Consider the following 18,710-nt stretch of genomic DNA (forward strand, 5'->3'; position numbering starts at 1 on the left):
GGTCAAAAAATATTTCAACATGGCGCGACAGATTAACGTCGCACTGCTCACTACCGGCTCAAGTATTGGAAGAAGCTAACGAGGGGACAATTGCAATAATTGCCAGGCTTTTTACGTTTTTTGGTTATTGTGATCGCCGCCGAGTTCGCGGCTGAAATAAAAAAATCCCCGACATTATGTCGGGGATTTTACTTTTGCCTTTATTTTTTCAGTTCGGCGAGGCTTAGCCAGGTCTGCACAACGGTGTCCGGGTTGAGTGAGAGACTATCAATGCCCTCATCCATCAACCAGGCGGCAAAGTCTTCGTGATCCGAAGGCCCTTGCCCGCAAATGCCGACATATTTGCCCTGCTTTTTCGCCGCACGGATCGCCATCGAAAGCAGCGCTTTCACCGCGTCGTTACGTTCGTCGAACAGTTCTGAGACCACGCCGGAATCGCGATCGAGACCCAGCGCCAGTTGCGTCATGTCGTTGGAGCCGATAGAGAAACCATCGAAATACTCAAGGAACTGCTCCGCCAGCAGCGCGTTGGACGGAATTTCGCACATCATGATGATTTTCAGCCCATTCTCACCGCGTTTCAGCCCCTGGCGCGCCAGCTCATCAACTACCGCTTTTGCCTGTTCAACGGTACGTACAAACGGGACCATGATTTCCACGTTGGTCAGCCCCATATCGTTACGCACGCGTTTTACCGCTTCGCACTCAAGCGCGAAGCAATCGCGGAAGCTGTCGGCGACATAACGGCCTGCGCCACGGAAGCCGAGCATCGGGTTCTCTTCTTCCGGTTCGTAGCGCTCACCGCCGACCAGATTGGCGTATTCGTTCGATTTAAAATCAGACAGACGCACAATCACGCGTTTTGGCCAGAATGCCGCGCCCAGTGTCGAAATGCCTTCCGTCAGACGGCCGACATAAAACTCAACCGGCGAATCGAAGCCTTTCATCATTTCGCGGATTTCGTTTTGTAATTTCGCGTCCTGATCATCAAACTCCAGCAGTGCGCGCGGATGCACGCCGATCATGCGGTTGATGATGAATTCCAGACGCGCAAGGCCTACGCCTTCGTTTGGCAGGCAAGCAAAATCGAAGGCGCGATCCGGGTTGCCGACGTTCATCATGATCTTCAGCGGCAGATCCGGCATGGTGTCTACGCTTGAACTTTTCACGCTGAAATCCAGCAGATCGGCATACACATAACCGGTATCGCCTTCGGCGCAGGAGACGGTGACTTTCTCACCGGTTTTAATACGTTCGGTCGCGTCGCCGCAGCCCACCACCGCCGGAATACCTAACTCACGCGCAATGATCGCCGCGTGGCAAGTACGGCCGCCGCGGTTGGTAACAATCGCCGCCGCTTTTTTCATGATCGGTTCCCAGTCCGGGTCGGTCATGTCGGTTACCAGCACATCGCCCGGCTCGATCAGGTTCATCTCGCTGATATCGTGGATCACTTTCACCGTACCGGCGCCAATGCGATGCCCAATGGCACGGCCTTCAGAGATAATGCGCCCCTGGGCATGCAGCGTGTAACGCTCCATCACCTGGCCACGCGAACGCACGGTTTCCGGACGCGCCTGCACGATAAACAATTTACCGGTATGGCCGTCTTTCGCCCATTCAATATCCATTGGACGGCCATAGTGTTTCTCGATTTGCACCGCCTGCTTCGCCAGCGCCTGCACTTCGTCATCGGTCAGGGAGAAACGGTCACGCTCGGCCTGCGGTACATCTTCAATCTGCACCTGCTTGCCATGCTCTTGCGTCGGCGCATAAATCATGCGGATTTTCTTCGACCCCATGGTGCGACGCACAATGGCCGGACGATTTGCCGCAAGCGTTGGCTTATGCACATAGAACTCATCCGGGTTAACGGCGCCCTGCACCACCATTTCGCCCAGTCCCCAGGCAGAAGTGATAAACACCACCTGATCAAAACCGGATTCCGTATCGATGGTGAACATCACGCCAGAAGAACCGATATCCGACCGCACCATGCGCTGCACACCGGCAGAGAGCGCGACGCCGCGATGATCGTAGCCCTGATGCACGCGATAGGAGATGGCGCGATCGTTGAATAACGAGGCAAACACATGCTTCACCGCCACCAGCACGGCGTCATACCCTTGCACGTTGAGGAAGGTTTCCTGCTGACCGGCAAACGAGGCATCCGGCATGTCTTCTGCGGTCGCAGAAGAACGCACCGCGAAAGACGCTTCAGCGTCGTCTTCAGAGAGTTTGGCATAGGCTTCGTGGACGGCTTTTTCCAGCTCAGGCGGGAACGGCGTGTCGACAATCCACTGGCGGATCTGCGCACCGGCTTTGGCCAGTTCGGACACATCATCGATGTCAGTTTTATCCAGTAATTCGTAAATGCGCTGATTTAGCCCGCTTTGTTCCAGAAACTGGTTAAACGCATCGGCCGTGGTCGCAAACCCATTCGGTACGGAAACCCCCATACCGGACAGATTAGTAATCATTTCACCAAGGGAGGCATTTTTGCCCCCAACTCTGTCTACATCATTCATGCCGAGTTGGTCATACCAAAGCACCAGCGGAGACGAGCCATTGTTGGACATCGAAACAATCCTTTTGTGATATATGAATGGGTGAAAACGTCGAACTACTTTTTTATCCTGGCATAATTAATTCCGTTGAAAAAACGGTGAATCGTGTAAGCAATAACGATTTCTGGTTTTTCGGATAGATTCCCATCAATTAATCACCTTGAGTAATTTCTCATTTTTGTATCTCCTTATTTTTTATAGGTGAAATTAAAAAAATGAACCGTTGAGTTCATTAAAAATAAAAACACCATTTCATTTTAAAAATGAGAAAAAGGAGATACGCATGTTGAGGGTTTTAATTTATGCTTTCAGAGAATTACGCATGTCATTCAGGATGGGTTAAATGGACAGTTCAGTTGATCGCCACGTCTTTTATATTTCTGATGGAACCGCTATCACCGCTGAAGTATTAGGCCATGCGGTCATGTCGCAATTCCCGGTTGCCGTCAGCAGTATTACGCTGCCGTTTGTGGAAAACGAGAGCCGGGCCCGTGCCGTCAAAGAACAAATAGACGCCATCTATCAGCAAACCGGTAATCGCCCCCTGGTGTTCTACTCCATTGTGATACCGGAAATTCGCGCCATTATTTTGCAAAGCGAAGGATTTTGTCAGGATATCGTTCAGGCGCTGGTTGCGCCGCTGCAGGAGGAATTAAAACTCGATCCCACCCCCATTGCACACCGCACACATGGGCTCAATCCCGGTAATTTAACGAAATACGATGCGCGTATCGCGGCTATTGATTACACCCTCGCGCACGACGATGGTATTTCTTTGCGCAATCTTGATCAGGCGCAGGTGATTTTACTGGGCGTTTCGCGCTGTGGAAAAACACCGACCAGTCTGTATCTGGCGATGCAATTTGGTATTCGCGCGGCAAATTATCCTTTTATTGCCGATGATATGGATAACCTCGTTCTCCCCGCTGCGTTAAAGCCACTGCAGCATAAATTATTTGGTCTGACCATTAATCCGGAGCGCCTTGCCGCCATTCGCGAAGAGCGCCGGGAAAATAGCCGCTACGCGTCATTGCGCCAGTGCCGGATGGAAGTTGCAGAAGTGGAAGCGCTTTATCGCAAGAATCAGATCCCCTGCCTTAATAGTACCAACTACTCGGTAGAAGAAATTGCCACCAAGATGCTCGATATTATGGGGTTAAATCGCCGCATGTACTAACAAGCTAGTACACAGGTGCGAAGTGCGCTATGATATTGCCCGGAAACGTGATGTGCTTTGCAACCCCTCTTGAAATAAGCCGGGATTGGTTTAAGGTGTTGCGCATCACTTCCGGCATTCCTGCCGCTGAAGCACCTAATTCTTGAGATTCTTGATGAACAAAACCGATGAACTTCGCACTGCGCCTATCAGCAGCCTGGTGACACCAGCTGAACTTGCGCAGCGCTACCCTGTTACCTCAGAGGTAGCGGAGCATGTGACCGCATCCCGTCGGCGGATAGAAAAAATTCTGAATGGTGAAGATCGCCGCCTGTTGGTGATTATTGGTCCCTGCTCGATTCACGATCTTGACGCAGCCGTTGATTACGCGAGCCGTTTACAAGTATTACGTGAAAAACACCACGCGCATCTGGAAATTGTTATGCGCACCTACTTCGAAAAACCGCGCACCGTGGTGGGCTGGAAAGGACTGATTTCCGATCCGGATCTGAACGGCAGTTACCGCGTAAATCACGGTCTTGAACTGGCGCGTAAACTGCTGTTGCAGGTCAATGAGCTGGGAGTACCCACCGCGACCGAATTCCTCGATATGGTAACCGGCCAGTTTATTGCCGATTTAATTAGCTGGGGAGCGATTGGCGCGCGCACCACTGAAAGCCAGATCCACCGGGAAATGGCCTCGGCGCTTTCTTGCCCGGTCGGTTTTAAAAACGGTACCGATGGCAACACACGTATCGCCGTTGATGCGATCCGCGCTTCCCGCGCCAGCCATATGTTCCTCTCGCCGGATAAAAGCGGGCAAATGACCATTTATCAGACCAGCGGCAACCCGTACGGCCACATCATTATGCGTGGCGGTAAAAAACCGAATTACCATGCCGGAGATATTGCCAACGCTTGCGATACGCTACGCGAATTTGGTTTGCCGGAGCATCTGGTGGTGGATTTCAGTCATGGCAACTGCCAGAAAGAGCATCGTCGCCAGTTGGATGTCTGTGACGACATTTGTACGCAAATTCGTAATGGCTCGCTCGCGATCTCTGGTGTGATGGCGGAAAGTTTCCTGCAAGAAGGCACGCAAAAAATTGTCAGTGGCCAGCCGCTGGTATACGGGCAATCCATTACCGACCCATGCCTGAACTGGGAAGACAGTGAACTGCTGCTGGAAAAACTCGCAACCGCGGTTGCCACCCGTTTTTAACCTTTTCCTGCTGACTCATGCAGAACTACGCGTTCCCCCTACTTTTTCCTGGGGGAACTGCGGCTATGTAAACAATCGCCCTTGCGTCATATCACCATACTATTGATAATCATTATCATTGTTGGTTTGTCTTTAAACGGATATGTCGCACATGGATAGCACACCTGCATCACCCGTCACGCCTCAGGAAAAACCCACGCACATCACCCCAACCGATCGCCGCATTCACAGCCGTTCGCTGCTGGGGGATGAAGGGCGCGTCGTTATTGAGCACAACGGGCAGCAATACCTTCTGCGCCAGACGCATGCCGGAAAATTGATCCTGACAAAGTAGGCCATTTCAACTCGAACAGCTGACTTCCAGCCGTTTGCCCCAGTCGGGCGGACGGCTGACATAATCATCACTGCGATCGATAAATGGCTGGCGTAATGCCTCATGAAGCCGCTCCAGCTCGCTGCTATCGCCTTTCTCTGCGGCATCAATAGCGCGCTGCGCCAGCCAGTTTCGCAGCACCATTGCCGGGTTAACCCGTTGCATATGCGTCTGCCGCTGTGCGTCATCGATATTTTCCTGCTGTAAGCGTGAGCGATATTGTGCAAACCAGTCATCAAATGCGCCGCGATCGATAAACTCATCCCGTAACGGCGACGCAGCGCTTTGCTGCTCGGTCAGGCTGAGTATGCGGAACGTACGCGTATAATCGCTACCTTCGCGCGCCATCAGCGCAAACAGCGAATTCAGAAGATCGTTATCGCCTTGCTGGCGAGTAAAGAAGCCCAGCTTGCTGCGCATCAACAGGCCATACTCGGTGAGTAACTGGTGCTGGTAATCATCCAGCGCGGCGTTTAACCCCTCCACAGCAATAAAGGGCGATAGCGACTGCGCCAGGCGCTGCAGATTCCACAGCGCCACCGCCGGCTGGTTTTCAAAGCTGTACCTCCCCTGGTAATCAGAGTGGTTACAGATAAAACCGGGCTGGTAATCATCGAGAAAACCGAACGGGCCATAGTCGATTGTTAAACCAAGAATCGACATGTTATCGGTATTCATTACACCATGCGCGAACCCTACCGCTTGCCAGCGCGCAATCATCTGCGCAGTGCGCCGCACGACATCCCGGAACCATGCGACATATTTATCGCTTTCGTTTTGCAATTCCGGCCAGTGATGACGGATAACAAAATCTGCCAGTTGACGGACTTTTTGCGGATCGCGTCGGTAGTAAAAATGTTCGAAATGACCAAACCGCACATGACTTTCGGCAATACGCATCAGCATCGCGCCCTGCTCCTGCGTTTCGCGCATGACTGGCGTATCGCTGGTCACAATGCTCAATGCCCGCGTGGTCGGGATCCCCAGATAGTGCATCGCTTCCGAAGCCAGACTTTCGCGAATGGTCGAACGCAACACCGCGCGGCCATCCCCCATGCGTGAATACGGCGTCAGCCCGGCACCTTTCAAGTGCCAGTCCCGGATTGTGCCGTCCGGGAGTTGCTGCTCACCGAGCAAAATCCCGCGTCCATCACCTAATTGCCCGGCCCAGACACCAAACTGATGTCCACTATAAACCTGCGCCAGTGGAGACATGCCGGGTAACAGCGCTTCGCCGCCCCATATGCCTGCTCCCGAGACAGGATGAAACAGCGCATCCGGTACATCCAGCGCATGGGCCAGTGGCTCATTGCGCCATAGCAGACGGGCGTTGTGCAGCGGTGTTGGGGATAATGCGGTATAAAAATCTGGCAATTCATCTCGCCAGTGGGTAGTAAAAGACAGGGTCATGGTTCCTCCTGCCTTTAGTGTAGTGCTAACTTTGGCGTTTAAACACCAGGCAAAAGCAGGGCTATGGCTGAACCAGAGAAGTTAACTGTTCGACGGTGACGGGTGGCCACATGGCACCCTGCATGGCGCTAAAGGAAAAGGCTGCTGCCCGGTTGAGCGCCTGTTCATCATCAATGCCTGCAATCATCAATGCATCACAATAGGGTTCAAGCTGCGCAACAATCACCCGCATAAAAGGTTCGAATGAAGGTGACGCCAGCCGCTGGTGAACAAAATTTTTATCCAATACCACGCGCTTAAATAAACCATCAAAAATGGCTTTTGTCGAAGCGGTTCCGGCACCAAAATTAGCCAGCACCAGTGAATATTGTTTCGCCAATAGAAACAAGGGGTGATTATCTTTTCCCTTATTTAGATCGGGAAAATTCTCATTAATGGTAAATTCAAGAAAAGGAAATTTCCTAATGTTTGTCGCTAGCGTTTCATCTGCCAACAAGACATCAACCAAAGAGGGCGCAATATTAATCCAGGCCGTTAATTGATGTTGAATAAAAAAGAGTTGGCAGGCTTCAAGGAGTGCCAGTTGCTCATTGAATAAAGCGAGTATTTCTTCAGGCGTAAGGCGCGGAATGACCAGCTCTGTAGGCGTGCGGACATTGCTGTCTGGCCCCACAAAGTTAACGATAATTTCCAGTCCCTGTAGCATTCCGTTACTTTTCCTCGCAGGCAGTAATAGAAGCTCAGAGCGATATGTGTCATCCAGCGATACTATCATTGCGCCAGCCCCGCATTAAGGGTGATATCCGGCATTGTCAAACACAGGTGGAAATATTTCAAATCTATTGTTTTAAATGAGATTAACTTCATTTTTTTCCCGTTTTATTTTTTGGCTTCTCCTTAACCTTTATTAGCCTGATAACGAATTGATGGATGTCCGGATCCCAATGTACACAGATCTTAATTAAGATAAACGTGATTATTTAGTGGAAATTTCCTGGTTTAAAAAAAGCCCTTGCGGGCTTTCTCATTCTAGATGCGGCGTGCTTGCCAGAAATTTTTACGCCAGTAGACATTATCCAGCGAAGAACGCATCACTCCCCGGCTGGTTGAAGCATGAATGAACTCATTATCTGTATCGTAAATTCCAACGTGCAACCCGCTCTCTCCGGAACCGGTTTTAAAGAAAACCAGATCGCCTGGCAGCAAATCCTCTTTATCGATTTTCGTGCCAATTTCCGCCTGTTGCCGCGTCTCGCGCGGCAATTGCAACGAAAACTTATCGCGAAACGTCATCATAACGAAGCCGGAACAATCAACGCCGGATCGGCTCATGCCACCGTAGCGATAGGGCGTACCATGCCACTGGCTGAGCTGATCATTCAGGCCAGCAATAACCGTTATCGAATCTGACAATCTTGGATTTGGCGGCGGCGCGCGATGAGAACTACATCCTGCAAGGAATAACGCCGTTGCCAGCAATAACCAGATACGCATCCTGGATCACGCCTCTTTATTTCTTTTTCTCGGAATAATCTACCGTGTGAATCAGATATGTGGCAAGTCACGTTGTAGGGATCAGCACGCGGTGACCTTCCACATCCAGTTGGCGAAAAGCCAAACCATACGCCGTCGCCAGATGCGATGGCGTCAGCACCTCATCCTGCCGTCCGCTCATTAACAGTTTGCCACCGCTGAGCAACCATGCCTGGCGCGCATGCCTCAACGTATGGTTAAGATCGTGGCTACTCATCACCACGGTAATACCTGCGGCAACCAGCTCGTTTAAAAGCTTATCCAGTGCCGCCTGCTGGGCAACATCGAGGCTATTCATCGGCTCATCCAGCAATAAAAGCTCTCCGGCGGAGTTGCCGGCCGGGTGAATCTGTAAAATCACCGCCGCTAAGCGTACCCGCTGCCACTCGCCGCCTGACAGGTGATTCACCGCCCGCCCCAGCTTATCGCTGAGGCCGAGCTTGCCCGCAATCTGCGCCAGCAGCGCGGTTTGTGCGTTATCGCGCTGATGCAAGGATAAGTACTGCCAGACAGGCATAGCGAACGGCGGTGTCTGCTGTTGGGCCAGGTAAGCACGATGTTGCGCCAGTTGCGATGCAGGCCACTGCGCCAGCGAACGGGCATTAAAGAGCACGCTTCCCTGCCCGCCCGATAACCCGGCAATGCGCGCCAACAGTGTGCTTTTCCCCGCACCATTCGGCCCGACAAGATGCAGAACTTCTCCCCGGTCGACCGATGCCGTTATCGGCCCAAGCCTGCCGGGTTCAGCCACATCCTGAAGCTGCAACAGCATCGACATTACTTCGCCAGCGCCTGTTTTACCGCGTCAACGAGAATTGGATCTTCCGGTGTCATATCCGGAGAGAAGCGTTGAATCACCTTGCCGTCACGACCAATCAGGAATTTTTCAAAATTCCACAGAATATCGCCCGGCTCTTTCGGCGCACGACCTTTGCTCTCCATACGTTCGTAGAAACCGCTGCCCTGAGGTGCAACGGCCTCCGGCGCTGCGGCAACCAGCTTTTTATACAGCGGGTGACGTGCTTCGCCATTCACATCGATTTTGCTGAACAGCGGAAATGTTACGCCATACGTGGTGCTACAGAAGGTTTTAATTTCCTCTTCTGAACCCGGTTCCTGGCCGAGAAACTGATTGCAGGGAAAACCGAGTACGGTAAAACCTTCACTTTCAAATTCTTTTTGCATCTGCTCCAGCTGTTCGTACTGCGGCGTCAGCCCACATTTCGAGGCGACGTTGACCAACAGCAGCACCTTGCCGTGGTAACCGGCAAGCGTTGTCTGCTCGCCATCGATAGTCTTAACTTCAGTATTGAGAATATCCTGTTGCATAGCGTCACCTTAATGAATGTTATGGTTTGCGGGCTCAACGCCCGGCTCTCAATAATAGCCAGATAAATACCGGCGCGCCCAGCGTCGAGGTCACAACGCCTATCGGCAACTCGGCCGCACTGAGCGCCAGACGCGCTATCACATCGGCAAATAACAGTGCCACCGCCCCTGCCAGTGCGCAGCCAGGCAGTAATGCCCGATGATCGGTCAAACCGCACAGACGTAAGATATGTGGAATAACCAGACCGATAAAACCAATTGAGCCTGCCAGCGCGACGCTTACCCCGACCAGCCAGCCCGTGGCTACCACCAGCACGTTTCGCCATAGCCACATCGGTAACCCTAACTGGCGCGCGGAAATGTCTCCCAGCGCCAGCATATTCAAGGGCCGGGACTGGAAACAGACCCAAATGATGACTGGCACCAGCGCCGCCATCAGCCAACTTTGTTGCCAGTCCACGCCGCCGAAACCGCCCATCATCCAGTACATCAACTGGCGCAAATCGAAGGAGGAAGAGAAATAGACGGCCCAGGTCATCAATGCGGTACAGATAATACCCAACGCGACACCAGCCAGCAGTAAACGGCTGGTAGAGATGTGGCGGCGCGCGAAACGCAGCAGGATCAGCGTCACAACGAGCGCGCCAGCGATCGCACAAACGCCGAGCGCCCAGCCAGGGAGCAATCCGCCGCCCAGCAATACAGCAGCAATGAGCCCAACGCCCGCACCGCTTGAGACACCAAGCAATCCTGGTTCCGCAAGCGGGTTTTCGAACAGTGCCTGCATCACCGCACCGCACAACGCCAGTGCAGCCCCAACCAACAACACGGCCAGCGTACGTGGCAAGCGAATTTGCCAGACAAACAGTTGCCCATCCGGTGTAAACCAGGCGCCCGGAGAAATCCATTGATCGCCCGCGCAGAGACTAAACAGTAGCGCGAAGAGTAAGAGCAGCAGCAATCCACCCAGCCAGCGGCGGTTGCGTTGCTGTTGAAGATGAGCGTATGCCAGCATGTTTTCCGTTTTATTGGTCAGCAAGGTCACTGATTCTAAGGTTGATGCCGGATGCTGAAAAGAAAAAAGGCCGCGATGCGGCCTTTTTAATTAGTTCATATCATTCAGCTTTGGGCGAAGCGTTTTCGACACGGCTCTTTAACTTCTGGCCGGGTCTGAAGGTCACCACGCGCCGGGCTGTAATGGGAATATCTTCGCCCGTTTTTGGATTACGACCCGGACGTTGATTTTTGTCGCGCAAATCGAAATTGCCAAAGCCGGAGAGTTTTACCTGCTCACCGTTTTCCAGAGCACGACGGATCTCTTCGAAAAACAGCTCTACCAGCTCTTTTGCGTCCCGTTTGCTAAGCCCAAGCTTATCAAACAGATATTCTGACATTTCAGCTTTTGTAAGCGCCATAGGTTCAATCCCTCAATGATGCCTGGAATCGCTCTTTTAATGCCTCTACACATCTGGCAACGGTAGCGGCAATCTCCTCTTCTTCGAGTGTACGGCTGGTATCCTGAAGGATCAGGCTAATGGCAAGGCTCTTATACCCTTCCGCTACACCCTTACCGCGGTACACGTCAAATAAGTTTACGCCAACTACCTGATTTACGCCAACTTTCTTACATTCGCCCAAAACATCTGCTGCAGGCACATTTTCTGCGACCACGACAGCGATATCACGACGGTTCGCAGGGAAGCGCGAAATCTCCTGAGCCTGAGGAACCACGCGGTCTGCAAGCGCATTCCACTCCAGTTCAAATACCAGTGTGCGGCCGTTCAGATCAAGCTTACGTTCCAGTTCCGGGTGAACAACCCCAATAAAACCAATGCGCTTATCTTTCAGATAAATCGCTGCAGATTGGCCTGGGTGCAGTGCAGGATTCGTTTCCGCGCGAAACTCAATGGCGGAAAGTTTACCTGTAAGTTCCAGCACGGACTCAAGATCGCCTTTTAAATCGAAGAAATCGACGCTTCCTTTCACCAGATCCCAGTGCTCGTCATAACGGTTACCGCAAATCGCGCCCGCCAGCATCACATCCTGACGGATGCCTAGATTAGCTTGCGTATCAGGCACAAAGCGCAGGCCGGTTTCGAAAATACGCACACGGCTCTGCTGACGGTTCTGGTTATAAACGATAGTGCCGAGCAAACCGGTCCACAGAGAGAGGCGCATCGCCGACATCTCGCTGGAGATTGGGCTTGGCAGGATGAGTGCTTCCTCACCCGGATGAATCAGTTGCTGCAGTTTCGGATCGACAAAGCTGTAAGTAATGACTTCCTGGTAGCCTTTATCGTTGAGCATGGTTTTCACACGCTTCATCGACAGGTTCGCCTCGCGGTGCTCGCCCATAATCAGGCCAGCCTGCACCGGCTCATCAGGAATATTGTTGTAGCCATAAACGCGAGCAACTTCTTCGACCAGATCTTCTTCGATTTCCATGTCGAAACGCCAGCTCGGGGCTACCGCCAGCCACTCATCCTGTCCTTCAGTCACTTCGCAGCCCAGACGGTTCAGAATATCGCTGACCTGATCGTCGGCAATATGGTGGCCAATCAGGCGATCCAGCTTGCTACGGCGCAAACGGATGGTCGCACGTTTCGGCAGCGTGGCGTCGTTCGTGACATCAATTACCGGGCCGGCTTCACCGCCACAGATATCAAGCAGCAGACGCGTGGCGCGTTCCATCGCTTTGTATTGCAGTTGCGGATCGACACCACGCTCATAACGATGAGAGGCATCGGTATGCAAACCGTGACGGCGCGCGCGGCCGGTAATGGACAGCGGGTTGAAGAAAGCACATTCCAGCAGCACGTTCTGCGTTTCGCTGTTCACACCAGAGTGTTCACCACCGAAGATACCGCCCATTGCCAGCGCTTTGCTATGGTCGGCAATCACCAGCGTGTCTGCATTCAGTTTGGCTTCATTACCGTCCAGCAACACCAGGGTTTCGCCCTCTTTCGCCATACGCACTACAATGCCGCCATCCAGGCGGTCGCGGTCAAACGCATGCATCGGCTGCCCCAGTTCCAGCAGCACGTAGTTGGTGACGTCCACAACGGCGTCAATCGAACGAATGCCGCAACGGCGCAGCTTCTCTTTCATCCACAGCGGAGTTGGCGCTTTGACGTTAATCCCTTTCACTACACGGCCAAGGTAGCGCGGACAGGCCTCTGCCGCTTCCACAGTAATCGGCAGCGTATCGGAGATGGTAGCGGCAACAGGTGCGATATCCGGCTCGGTCAGCGGAGATTTGTTGAGCACCGCAACATCACGCGCAACACCGATGATCCCGAGGCAATCGGCACGGTTCGGCGTCACGCTGATTTCGATGGTGTTGTCATCCAGTTTTAAATATTCACGGATATCGGTGCCGATCGGCGCATCTGCAGGCAGTTCAATAATGCCAGTATGATCGTCAGAAATACCCAGCTCGGAGAAAGAACAGAGCATGCCTTCCGACGGCTCGCCACGCAGTTTTGCCGCTTTGATTTTGAAATCGCCCGGCAGTACCGCACCGACAGTGGCGACCGCGACTTTGAGCCCAAGGCGACAGTTTGGCGCGCCACAGACGATGTCCAGCAGGCGCTCACCGCCCACGTTTACTTTCGTTACGCGCAGTTTGTCAGCGTTCGGGTGCTGAGCGCACTCCATCACTTCGCCCACGACCACGCCATGAAATGCACCGGCAACCGGTACAACCCCATCGACCTCGAGGCCCGCCATGGTGATTTGCCCGGACAGCGCTTCGCTATCAATGGCTGGATTAACCCATTCGCGTAACCACAGTTCACTGAATTTCATTGTTTTGCCTGCCTTTATTTAAACTGTTTGAGGAAACGCAAATCGTTTTCGAAGAACGCGCGCAAGTCGGTGACACCGTAACGGAGCATTGTCAGGCGCTCCATACCCATACCGAATGCAAAACCTGAGTAAACTTCCGGATCAATCCCGACGTTACGCAGTACGTTCGGATGCACCATCCCGCAACCAAGTACCTCCAGCCATTTGCCGTTTTTACCCATGACATCCACTTCCGCTGAGGGCTCAGTAAACGGGAAATAAGATGGACGGAAGCGGATCTGCAAATCTTCTTCAAAGAAGTTACGCAGGAAGTCGTGCAGCGTGCCTTTCAGATTGGTGAAGCTGATATTTTTATCAACAATCAGCCCTTCCATTTGATGGAACATCGGAGTGTGCGTCTGGTCGTAGTCGTTACGATATACGCGACCCGGCGCAATAATGCGGATCGGCGGCTGCTGATTTTCCATCGTGCGGATCTGCACGCCTGAAGTCTGGGTACGCAACAGACGGGTTGCGTCAAACCAGAAAGTGTCGTGATCAGCACGCGCCGGGTGGTGGCCCGGGATGTTCAACGCATCGAAGTTATGATAATCATCTTCGATTTCCGGCCCCGTGGCGACAGTAAAGCCAAGCTCACCAAAGAAACTTTCGATGCGGTCGATTGTGCGGGTCACCGGATGCAAACCGCCATTCTCTACTCGACGCCCCGGCAGCGATACATCAATAGTTTCGGCAGCCAGGCGTGCATTTAATGCAGCATTTTCAAGATCCGATTTACGCGCGTTCAGCGCTTGCTGCACTTGCTCTTTCGCTTCGTTGATCACCGCACCCGCAGCCGGGCGCTCTTCTGGCGGCAGCTCACGCAGGGTGGTCATCTGAAGGGTCAGGTGCCCTTTCTTGCCCAGGTATTCGACGCGTACGTTGTCCAGCGCGGCGACATCTGAAGCATCGTTAATGGCTGCCTTCGCACTGGCAACCAGCTCTGCGAGATGTGACATGGTTTTCCTCGTTATATGACGATATTTACAAGCGGCAGATACAAAAAAAGCCTCCATAAGGGAGGCTTTCTGGCGCTGTTTTCCGTTTCTTCTTTCACGCGCTAGCCTCCCGGATTCAGGTGCTAAAGTAAAAAAAGAAGCGGAAAATAGCAGCATTCATGCTTGCGTTACCTTAACAGGGTAAGTGGCGGTGATGGCTTATTGAAAACGCATCACGGCAAAATGTCAATGCATTGATAATGTTAAAGCAAAAGAGGGAGCTAAGCTCCCTCTCTTAAACTGGCTTACGCCAGAGCTGCTTTCGCTTTTTCAACCAGGGCAGTAAATGCCACTTTGTCGAATACTGCGATGTCAGCCAGGATCTTACGGTCGATTTCAACAGAGGCTTTTTTCAGGCCGTTGATGAATTTGCTGTAAGAAATACCGTTCTGACGTGCTGCTGCGTTGATACGTGCAATCCACAGTTGACGGAACTGACGCTTTTTCTGACGACGGTCACGATAAGCGTACTGACCAGCTTTGATAACAGCCTGGAAGGCAACACGGTAAACGCGTGAACGCGCGCCGTAGTAACCTTTAGCTTGTTTCAAAATTTTCTTATGACGTGCACGTGCAATCACACCACGTTTTACGCGAGCCATATGCTCTCTCCTGTATCTATATTCTTAAAAAAGTTAAAAGGTTAACGACTTATGCGTACGGCAGGCACGCGATTACCAGGCCCAGATCGCCTTTAGAAACCATGGCTTTCGGACGCAGGTGACGTTTACGCTTGGTAGCTTTTTTGGTCAGAATATGACGCAGGTTAGCGTGCTTGTGCTTAAATCCACCTTTACCGGTTTTTTTGAAGCGCTTAGCAGCACCGCGTACGGTCTTAATTTTTGGCATTTTTTAACTTCCACTTCGCATTGTTAATAAACGAAACAAAGGCGAACTAAACCCGTGAGCTTGTGGCCCACAGGTTTAGTTACTTGATGGCCTTACTGTTTCTTCTTCGGAGCAAGCACCATGATCATCTGGCGGCCTTCGATCTTCGTTGGGAAGGATTCGACTACTGCCAGTTCAACCAGATCTTCTTTCACGCGATTAAGCACTTCCATACCGATCTGTTGGTGGGCCATCTCACGACCGCGGAAACGCAGCGTGATTTTGGCCTTATCGCCCTCTTCGAGAAAGCGAATCAGGCTGCGGAGTTTTACCTGATAGTCGCCTTCATCTGTACCAGGTCGGAATTTGATTTCCTTAACCTGAATAACTTTTTGCTTCTTCTTCTGTTCCTTAGAAGATTTGCTCTTTTCATAGAGGAACTTGCCGTAATCCATTATACGGCAAACGGGCGGCTCGGCGTTAGGGCTAATTTCGACTAAATCGACCCCGGCTTCTTCAGCTTTTTCCAGAGCTTCTCTGAGACTCACAATACCAAGCTGCTCGCCTTCCAGACCTGTTAAGCGAACTTCCGTGGCGCGAATCTCGCCATTAATACGATTGGGACGCGCCGTTTGAACTCGTTTTCCGCCTTTAATACCTTATTCCTCCAGTTGTTGAAGACTGCGGCTGCGAATCTCTTGTTGCAGCTTCTCGATAACATCATTTACGTCCAGGCTACCCAGGTCTTTACCGCGACGGGTACGCACAGCTACTTTGCCGGCTTCAACCTCTTTGTCACCACAAACCAGCATATAAGGGACACGACGTAAAGTGTGCTCGCGGATTTTAAAGCCAATCTTCTCGTTTCTCAAGTCTGCTTTTACACGAATGCCCGCATTTTGCAGTTTACGGGTCAATTCGTTAACGTATTCAGCCTGCGAATCAGTGATGTTCATCACAACTACCTGCACGGGGGCAAGCCACGTTGGGAAGAAGCCCGCAAACTCCTCAGTTAGGATGCCGATAAAGCGCTCCAGAGAACCAAGAATTGCACGGTGAATCATCACCGGGACTTGTCGCTCGTTACTTTCGCCAACATAAGAGGCATTCAGACGAGACGGCAAGGAGAAGTCCAGCTGGACAGTACCGCACTGCCATGCACGATCGAGGCAGTCATACAGGGTAAATTCAATTTTCGGACCGTAGAATGCGCCTTCACCCAGTTGATACTCAAACGGGATATTATTCTCTTCCAGCGCCACAGCCAGGTCCGCCTCAGCACGATCCCACATCTCGTCGCTACCGATACGTTTTTCCGGACGAGTGGAGAGTTTGACGACGATCTTCTCGAAGCCAAAGGTGCTGTACATATCGTAGACTAAACGAATACAAGCGTTCACTTCATCACGCACCTGCTCTTCTGTACAGAAGATGTGAGCGTCATCCTGAGTGAAGCCGCGTACACGCATTAAGCCATGCAGAGCGCCTGACGGCTCGTTACGATGGCAACTACCGAACTCTGCCATACGTAACGGCAGGTCGCGGTAGGATTTTAAGCCCTGGTTAAAGATCTGAACGTGACCCGGGCAGTTCATCGGCTTGATGCAATATTCACGGTTCTCAGAAGACGTCGTAAACATGGCATCTTTGTAGTTGTCCCAGTGGCCGGTTTTTTCCCACAGCACACGGTCCATCATGAACGGGCCTTTCACTTCCTGATACTGGTACTCTTTCAGTTTAGAACGTACGAAAGTTTCCAGTTCGCGGAAGATAGTCCAGCCATCGTTATGCCAGAACACCATACCCGGCGCTTCTTCCTGCATGTGATACAGATCGAGCTGTTTCCCGATTTTACGGTGATCGCGTTTTGCCGCTTCTTCCAGACGTTGCAGATAAGCGTTCAGCGCTTTTTTATCTGCCCACGCGGTACCATAGATACGCTGCAGCATTTTATTATTGCTGTCACCGCGCCAGTAGGCACCCGCTGTTTTCATCAATTTGAAGTGATGGCAGAAACGCATATTCGGCACGTGCGGACCACGGCACATGTCGACATATTCCTGATGATGATACAAGCCAGGCTTGTCATCATGGGCAATATTTTCATCAAGGATCGAAACTTTATAGCTTTCGCCGCGTTTAACAAACGTTTCACGCGCCTCTTTCCAGCTTACTTTCTGCTTGATGACATCGTAGTTTGTTTCGGCGAGCTCGTGCATACGCTTTTCGAGCGCGTCGATATCTTCCTGGGTCAGCGTATGGTCAAGATCAACGTCATAGTAGAAACCGTTATCAATAACCGGACCAATAGCCATTTTGGTGTTGGGCCAAAGTTGCTTAATCGCATGACCTAACAGATGTGCGCAGGAGTGACGAATGATTTCCAGTCCGTCCTCATCTTTTGCAGTGATGATGGCAAGTTTGGCATCGCTGTCAATCACATCGGATGCATCTACCAGTTCACCGTTGACGCGGCCAGCGATGCAGGCTTTCGCCAGTCCCGGACCGATATCCAGCGCAACATCCATTGGGCTTACAGCGTGGTCGTAATGGCGTTGGCTGCCATCAGGAAGAGTAATTACAGGCATTTCATTTCCTTAATTTGCAGTGGTGCCCCACACGAAAGAGCACATACAAAATGAGAGATCAAAGATATAACAGCCGCGACGATAAGTTTTCTCGCTTCACTCTGCGGAATCTGTACAGCGTAGAGATCAACTGCTACCTGATACCCTTACCTGCCGCTGTTAAGTACCCGGCAATAGTACACATTTGCGAAGGGGGTTGAAAGGATTAGTGTGACTCAGCTCAAGAGTGCGGCTTTATTGCAGATTCAAAACTCCGCACAGAAAACGTTTCAAAAACAACCACCCAACCTAAGGATTGTCTGATTTTTTACCAAATTCTTGACATAGCGGCATCTCAAGCCGTTTATTTGGCTACCCGTTAACCCCTAACCCACTGATAAAGCATGGTAATCCTTTACTTAGTTATTATTTTCGCGCTTCTCGCGATCATTATTTTTTCGTTTTATAAGCACCACAGCATGAAGTCATCCCGCTCTCTTCCGGGCCGTTACAAGAAACGACGTCAATAACGCCACCTTCGTTGACCAGGTATGACTGTTCAGAAAGGCACGCACGTGCCTTTCTTTATCATATCCAGCCTGCTTTTTCAGGCGTTGTAACCTAAAGCGCGGATCACGGTTTCCATCGCTTCTTGCGTTAGCCCGGAACGCTTAATTTTTGTATTGGCCAACATAGTTCTGACCACCCCGGCAATCACAATATGTTTAGGTTCTTGTCCGAGATCGCGCATCTCAAGCACGACTTTCCCCACTACGCGGCACATCTCGTCATATAACGCTTCGTCTTTTGATGTTCCCATTTCACCTCCGGTGGCGATGGTTTTGATAAGCAGCCTGCCTCACGAAGAATGCGGCTTACAT

Annotated in this window: 19 protein-coding genes and 1 other annotated feature; of the genes, 3 read left to right on the plus strand and 16 right to left on the minus strand. The window is 51.7% G+C overall.

Features of this window, described 5'->3' with window-relative positions:
* Positions 1 to 200 precede the first annotated feature (200 nt).
* Positions 201 to 2,579, minus strand: a complete 2,379-nt coding sequence (gene ppsA / locus AAIG26_RS10275; RefSeq protein ID WP_045511496.1) for a phosphoenolpyruvate synthase — start codon at positions 2,577 to 2,579, stop codon at positions 201 to 203.
* A gap of 331 nt (positions 2,580 to 2,910) precedes the next feature.
* Here ppsA and AAIG26_RS10280 point away from each other — a divergent pair, with 331 nt between their 5' ends.
* The 3 genes from AAIG26_RS10280 (at position 2,911) to hemP (ending at position 5,279) form a co-directional block, all read left to right on the plus strand.
* On the plus strand, positions 2,911 to 3,744 hold the full coding sequence (locus tag AAIG26_RS10280) for a pyruvate, water dikinase regulatory protein (RefSeq protein WP_016496328.1): 834 nt from the start codon (positions 2,911 to 2,913) through the stop codon (positions 3,742 to 3,744).
* A 154-nt stretch (positions 3,745 to 3,898) separates the two neighbouring features.
* Entirely contained in the window at positions 3,899 to 4,945 is a 1,047-nt protein-coding gene (gene aroH, locus AAIG26_RS10285; protein WP_016496329.1) for a 3-deoxy-7-phosphoheptulonate synthase AroH, read from the plus strand.
* Between the two features lie 142 nt (positions 4,946 to 5,087).
* Complete coding sequence (gene hemP / locus AAIG26_RS10290; protein ID WP_249882098.1) at positions 5,088 to 5,279, plus strand: hemin uptake protein HemP; 192 nt, start codon at positions 5,088 to 5,090, stop codon at positions 5,277 to 5,279.
* 6 nt (positions 5,280 to 5,285) lie between these two features.
* Here hemP and selO read toward each other — a convergent pair whose 3' ends face one another.
* From selO to fumD, 15 genes are all read right to left on the minus strand, one after another.
* Positions 5,286 to 6,728 (minus strand): protein adenylyltransferase SelO, encoded by a 1,443-nt coding sequence (selO, locus tag AAIG26_RS10295; RefSeq protein ID WP_343179713.1) that lies wholly within the window; start codon positions 6,726 to 6,728, stop codon positions 5,286 to 5,288.
* 61 nt (positions 6,729 to 6,789) lie between these two features.
* A complete protein-coding gene (locus tag AAIG26_RS10300) occupies positions 6,790 to 7,503 on the minus strand; it encodes an EAL domain-containing protein (RefSeq protein ID WP_249882100.1) in 714 nt (237 codons plus the stop codon).
* Positions 7,504 to 7,757: 254 nt separating this feature from the next.
* On the minus strand, positions 7,758 to 8,222 hold the full coding sequence (locus AAIG26_RS10305) for an NlpC/P60 family protein (protein WP_343179714.1): 465 nt from the start codon (positions 8,220 to 8,222) through the stop codon (positions 7,758 to 7,760).
* Positions 8,223 to 8,289: 67 nt separating this feature from the next.
* Positions 8,290 to 9,039, minus strand: coding sequence for a vitamin B12 ABC transporter ATP-binding protein BtuD (gene btuD / locus AAIG26_RS10310; RefSeq protein ID WP_343179715.1), 750 nt, complete (start codon positions 9,037 to 9,039; stop codon positions 8,290 to 8,292).
* A complete protein-coding gene (locus tag AAIG26_RS10315; RefSeq protein WP_343179716.1) occupies positions 9,039 to 9,590 on the minus strand; it encodes a glutathione peroxidase in 552 nt (183 codons plus the stop codon). Before AAIG26_RS10315 ends, btuD begins: the two co-directional genes overlap by 1 nt.
* Positions 9,591 to 9,624: 34 nt before the next feature.
* Positions 9,625 to 10,605 (minus strand): vitamin B12 ABC transporter permease BtuC, encoded by a 981-nt coding sequence (gene btuC, locus AAIG26_RS10320; protein ID WP_044489668.1) that lies wholly within the window; start codon positions 10,603 to 10,605, stop codon positions 9,625 to 9,627.
* 100 nt (positions 10,606 to 10,705) lie between these two features.
* A complete protein-coding gene (gene ihfA, locus AAIG26_RS10325) occupies positions 10,706 to 11,005 on the minus strand; it encodes an integration host factor subunit alpha (protein ID WP_006820203.1) in 300 nt (99 codons plus the stop codon).
* Positions 11,006 to 11,009: 4 nt separating this feature from the next.
* On the minus strand, positions 11,010 to 13,397 hold the full coding sequence (gene pheT, locus AAIG26_RS10330; RefSeq protein WP_343179717.1) for a phenylalanine--tRNA ligase subunit beta: 2,388 nt from the start codon (positions 13,395 to 13,397) through the stop codon (positions 11,010 to 11,012).
* 14 nt (positions 13,398 to 13,411) lie between these two features.
* Positions 13,412 to 14,395: a phenylalanine--tRNA ligase subunit alpha gene (gene pheS, locus AAIG26_RS10335; RefSeq protein ID WP_007374647.1), complete on the minus strand. Its 984-nt coding sequence runs from the start codon at positions 14,393 to 14,395 to the stop codon at positions 13,412 to 13,414.
* A gap of 40 nt (positions 14,396 to 14,435) precedes the next feature.
* Positions 14,436 to 14,560 (minus strand) — a sequence feature (Phe leader region).
* Entirely contained in the window at positions 14,511 to 14,555 is a 45-nt protein-coding gene (gene pheM / locus AAIG26_RS10340; protein ID WP_001386830.1) for a pheST operon leader peptide PheM, read from the minus strand. It overlaps the preceding feature by 45 nt.
* Before the next feature lie 119 nt (positions 14,561 to 14,679).
* Positions 14,680 to 15,036 carry a 50S ribosomal protein L20 gene (gene rplT, locus AAIG26_RS10345; protein ID WP_013366084.1) on the minus strand — a complete coding sequence of 119 codons (357 nt, stop codon included), beginning with the start codon at positions 15,034 to 15,036 and terminating at the stop codon, positions 14,680 to 14,682.
* 49 nt (positions 15,037 to 15,085) lie between these two features.
* Positions 15,086 to 15,283 (minus strand): 50S ribosomal protein L35, encoded by a 198-nt coding sequence (gene rpmI / locus AAIG26_RS10350; RefSeq protein ID WP_001124225.1) that lies wholly within the window; start codon positions 15,281 to 15,283, stop codon positions 15,086 to 15,088.
* Positions 15,284 to 15,375: 92 nt separating this feature from the next.
* A complete protein-coding gene (gene infC / locus AAIG26_RS10355) occupies positions 15,376 to 15,918 on the minus strand; it encodes a translation initiation factor IF-3 (RefSeq protein WP_071908164.1) in 543 nt (180 codons plus the stop codon).
* 3 nt (positions 15,919 to 15,921) lie between these two features.
* On the minus strand, positions 15,922 to 17,850 hold the full coding sequence (thrS, locus tag AAIG26_RS10360; RefSeq protein ID WP_343179718.1) for a threonine--tRNA ligase: 1,929 nt from the start codon (positions 17,848 to 17,850) through the stop codon (positions 15,922 to 15,924).
* 586 nt (positions 17,851 to 18,436) lie between these two features.
* Positions 18,437 to 18,649: a fumarate hydratase FumD gene (gene fumD / locus AAIG26_RS10365; RefSeq protein ID WP_097407051.1), complete on the minus strand. Its 213-nt coding sequence runs from the start codon at positions 18,647 to 18,649 to the stop codon at positions 18,437 to 18,439.
* Between the last annotated feature and the right edge of the window lie 61 nt (positions 18,650 to 18,710).

This window comes from Kosakonia sp. PSU_27 (genome assembly GCF_039409795.1).
Lineage (GTDB): Bacteria > Pseudomonadota > Gammaproteobacteria > Enterobacterales > Enterobacteriaceae > Kosakonia.

Excerpts from the sequence above, each read along its gene's own strand:
- btuD (WP_343179715.1), bottom strand. The coding sequence starts at position 9,039 with ATGTCGATGCTGTTGCAGCTTCAGGATGTGGCTGAACCCGGCAGGCTT.
- aroH (WP_016496329.1), top strand. The coding sequence starts at position 3,899 with ATGAACAAAACCGATGAACTTCGCACTGCGCCTATCAGCAGCCTGGTG.
- rpmI (WP_001124225.1), bottom strand. The coding sequence starts at position 15,283 with ATGCCAAAAATTAAGACCGTACGCGGTGCTGCTAAGCGCTTCAAAAAA.
- AAIG26_RS10315 (WP_343179716.1), bottom strand. The coding sequence starts at position 9,590 with ATGCAACAGGATATTCTCAATACTGAAGTTAAGACTATCGATGGCGAG.
- ppsA (WP_045511496.1), bottom strand. The coding sequence starts at position 2,579 with ATGTCCAACAATGGCTCGTCTCCGCTGGTGCTTTGGTATGACCAACTC.
- pheS (WP_007374647.1), bottom strand. The coding sequence starts at position 14,395 with ATGTCACATCTCGCAGAGCTGGTTGCCAGTGCGAAGGCAGCCATTAAC.
- ihfA (WP_006820203.1), bottom strand. The coding sequence starts at position 11,005 with ATGGCGCTTACAAAAGCTGAAATGTCAGAATATCTGTTTGATAAGCTT.
- hemP (WP_249882098.1), top strand. The coding sequence starts at position 5,088 with ATGTCGCACATGGATAGCACACCTGCATCACCCGTCACGCCTCAGGAA.
- thrS (WP_343179718.1), bottom strand. The coding sequence starts at position 17,850 with ATGCCTGTAATTACTCTTCCTGATGGCAGCCAACGCCATTACGACCAC.
- fumD (WP_097407051.1), bottom strand. The coding sequence starts at position 18,649 with ATGGGAACATCAAAAGACGAAGCGTTATATGACGAGATGTGCCGCGTA.
- selO (WP_343179713.1), bottom strand. The coding sequence starts at position 6,728 with ATGACCCTGTCTTTTACTACCCACTGGCGAGATGAATTGCCAGATTTT.
- btuC (WP_044489668.1), bottom strand. The coding sequence starts at position 10,605 with ATGCTGGCATACGCTCATCTTCAACAGCAACGCAACCGCCGCTGGCTG.
- rplT (WP_013366084.1), bottom strand. The coding sequence starts at position 15,036 with ATGGCTCGCGTAAAACGTGGTGTGATTGCACGTGCACGTCATAAGAAA.
- AAIG26_RS10300 (WP_249882100.1), bottom strand. The coding sequence starts at position 7,503 with ATGATAGTATCGCTGGATGACACATATCGCTCTGAGCTTCTATTACTG.
- AAIG26_RS10280 (WP_016496328.1), top strand. The coding sequence starts at position 2,911 with ATGGACAGTTCAGTTGATCGCCACGTCTTTTATATTTCTGATGGAACC.
- AAIG26_RS10305 (WP_343179714.1), bottom strand. The coding sequence starts at position 8,222 with ATGCGTATCTGGTTATTGCTGGCAACGGCGTTATTCCTTGCAGGATGT.
- pheT (WP_343179717.1), bottom strand. The coding sequence starts at position 13,397 with ATGAAATTCAGTGAACTGTGGTTACGCGAATGGGTTAATCCAGCCATT.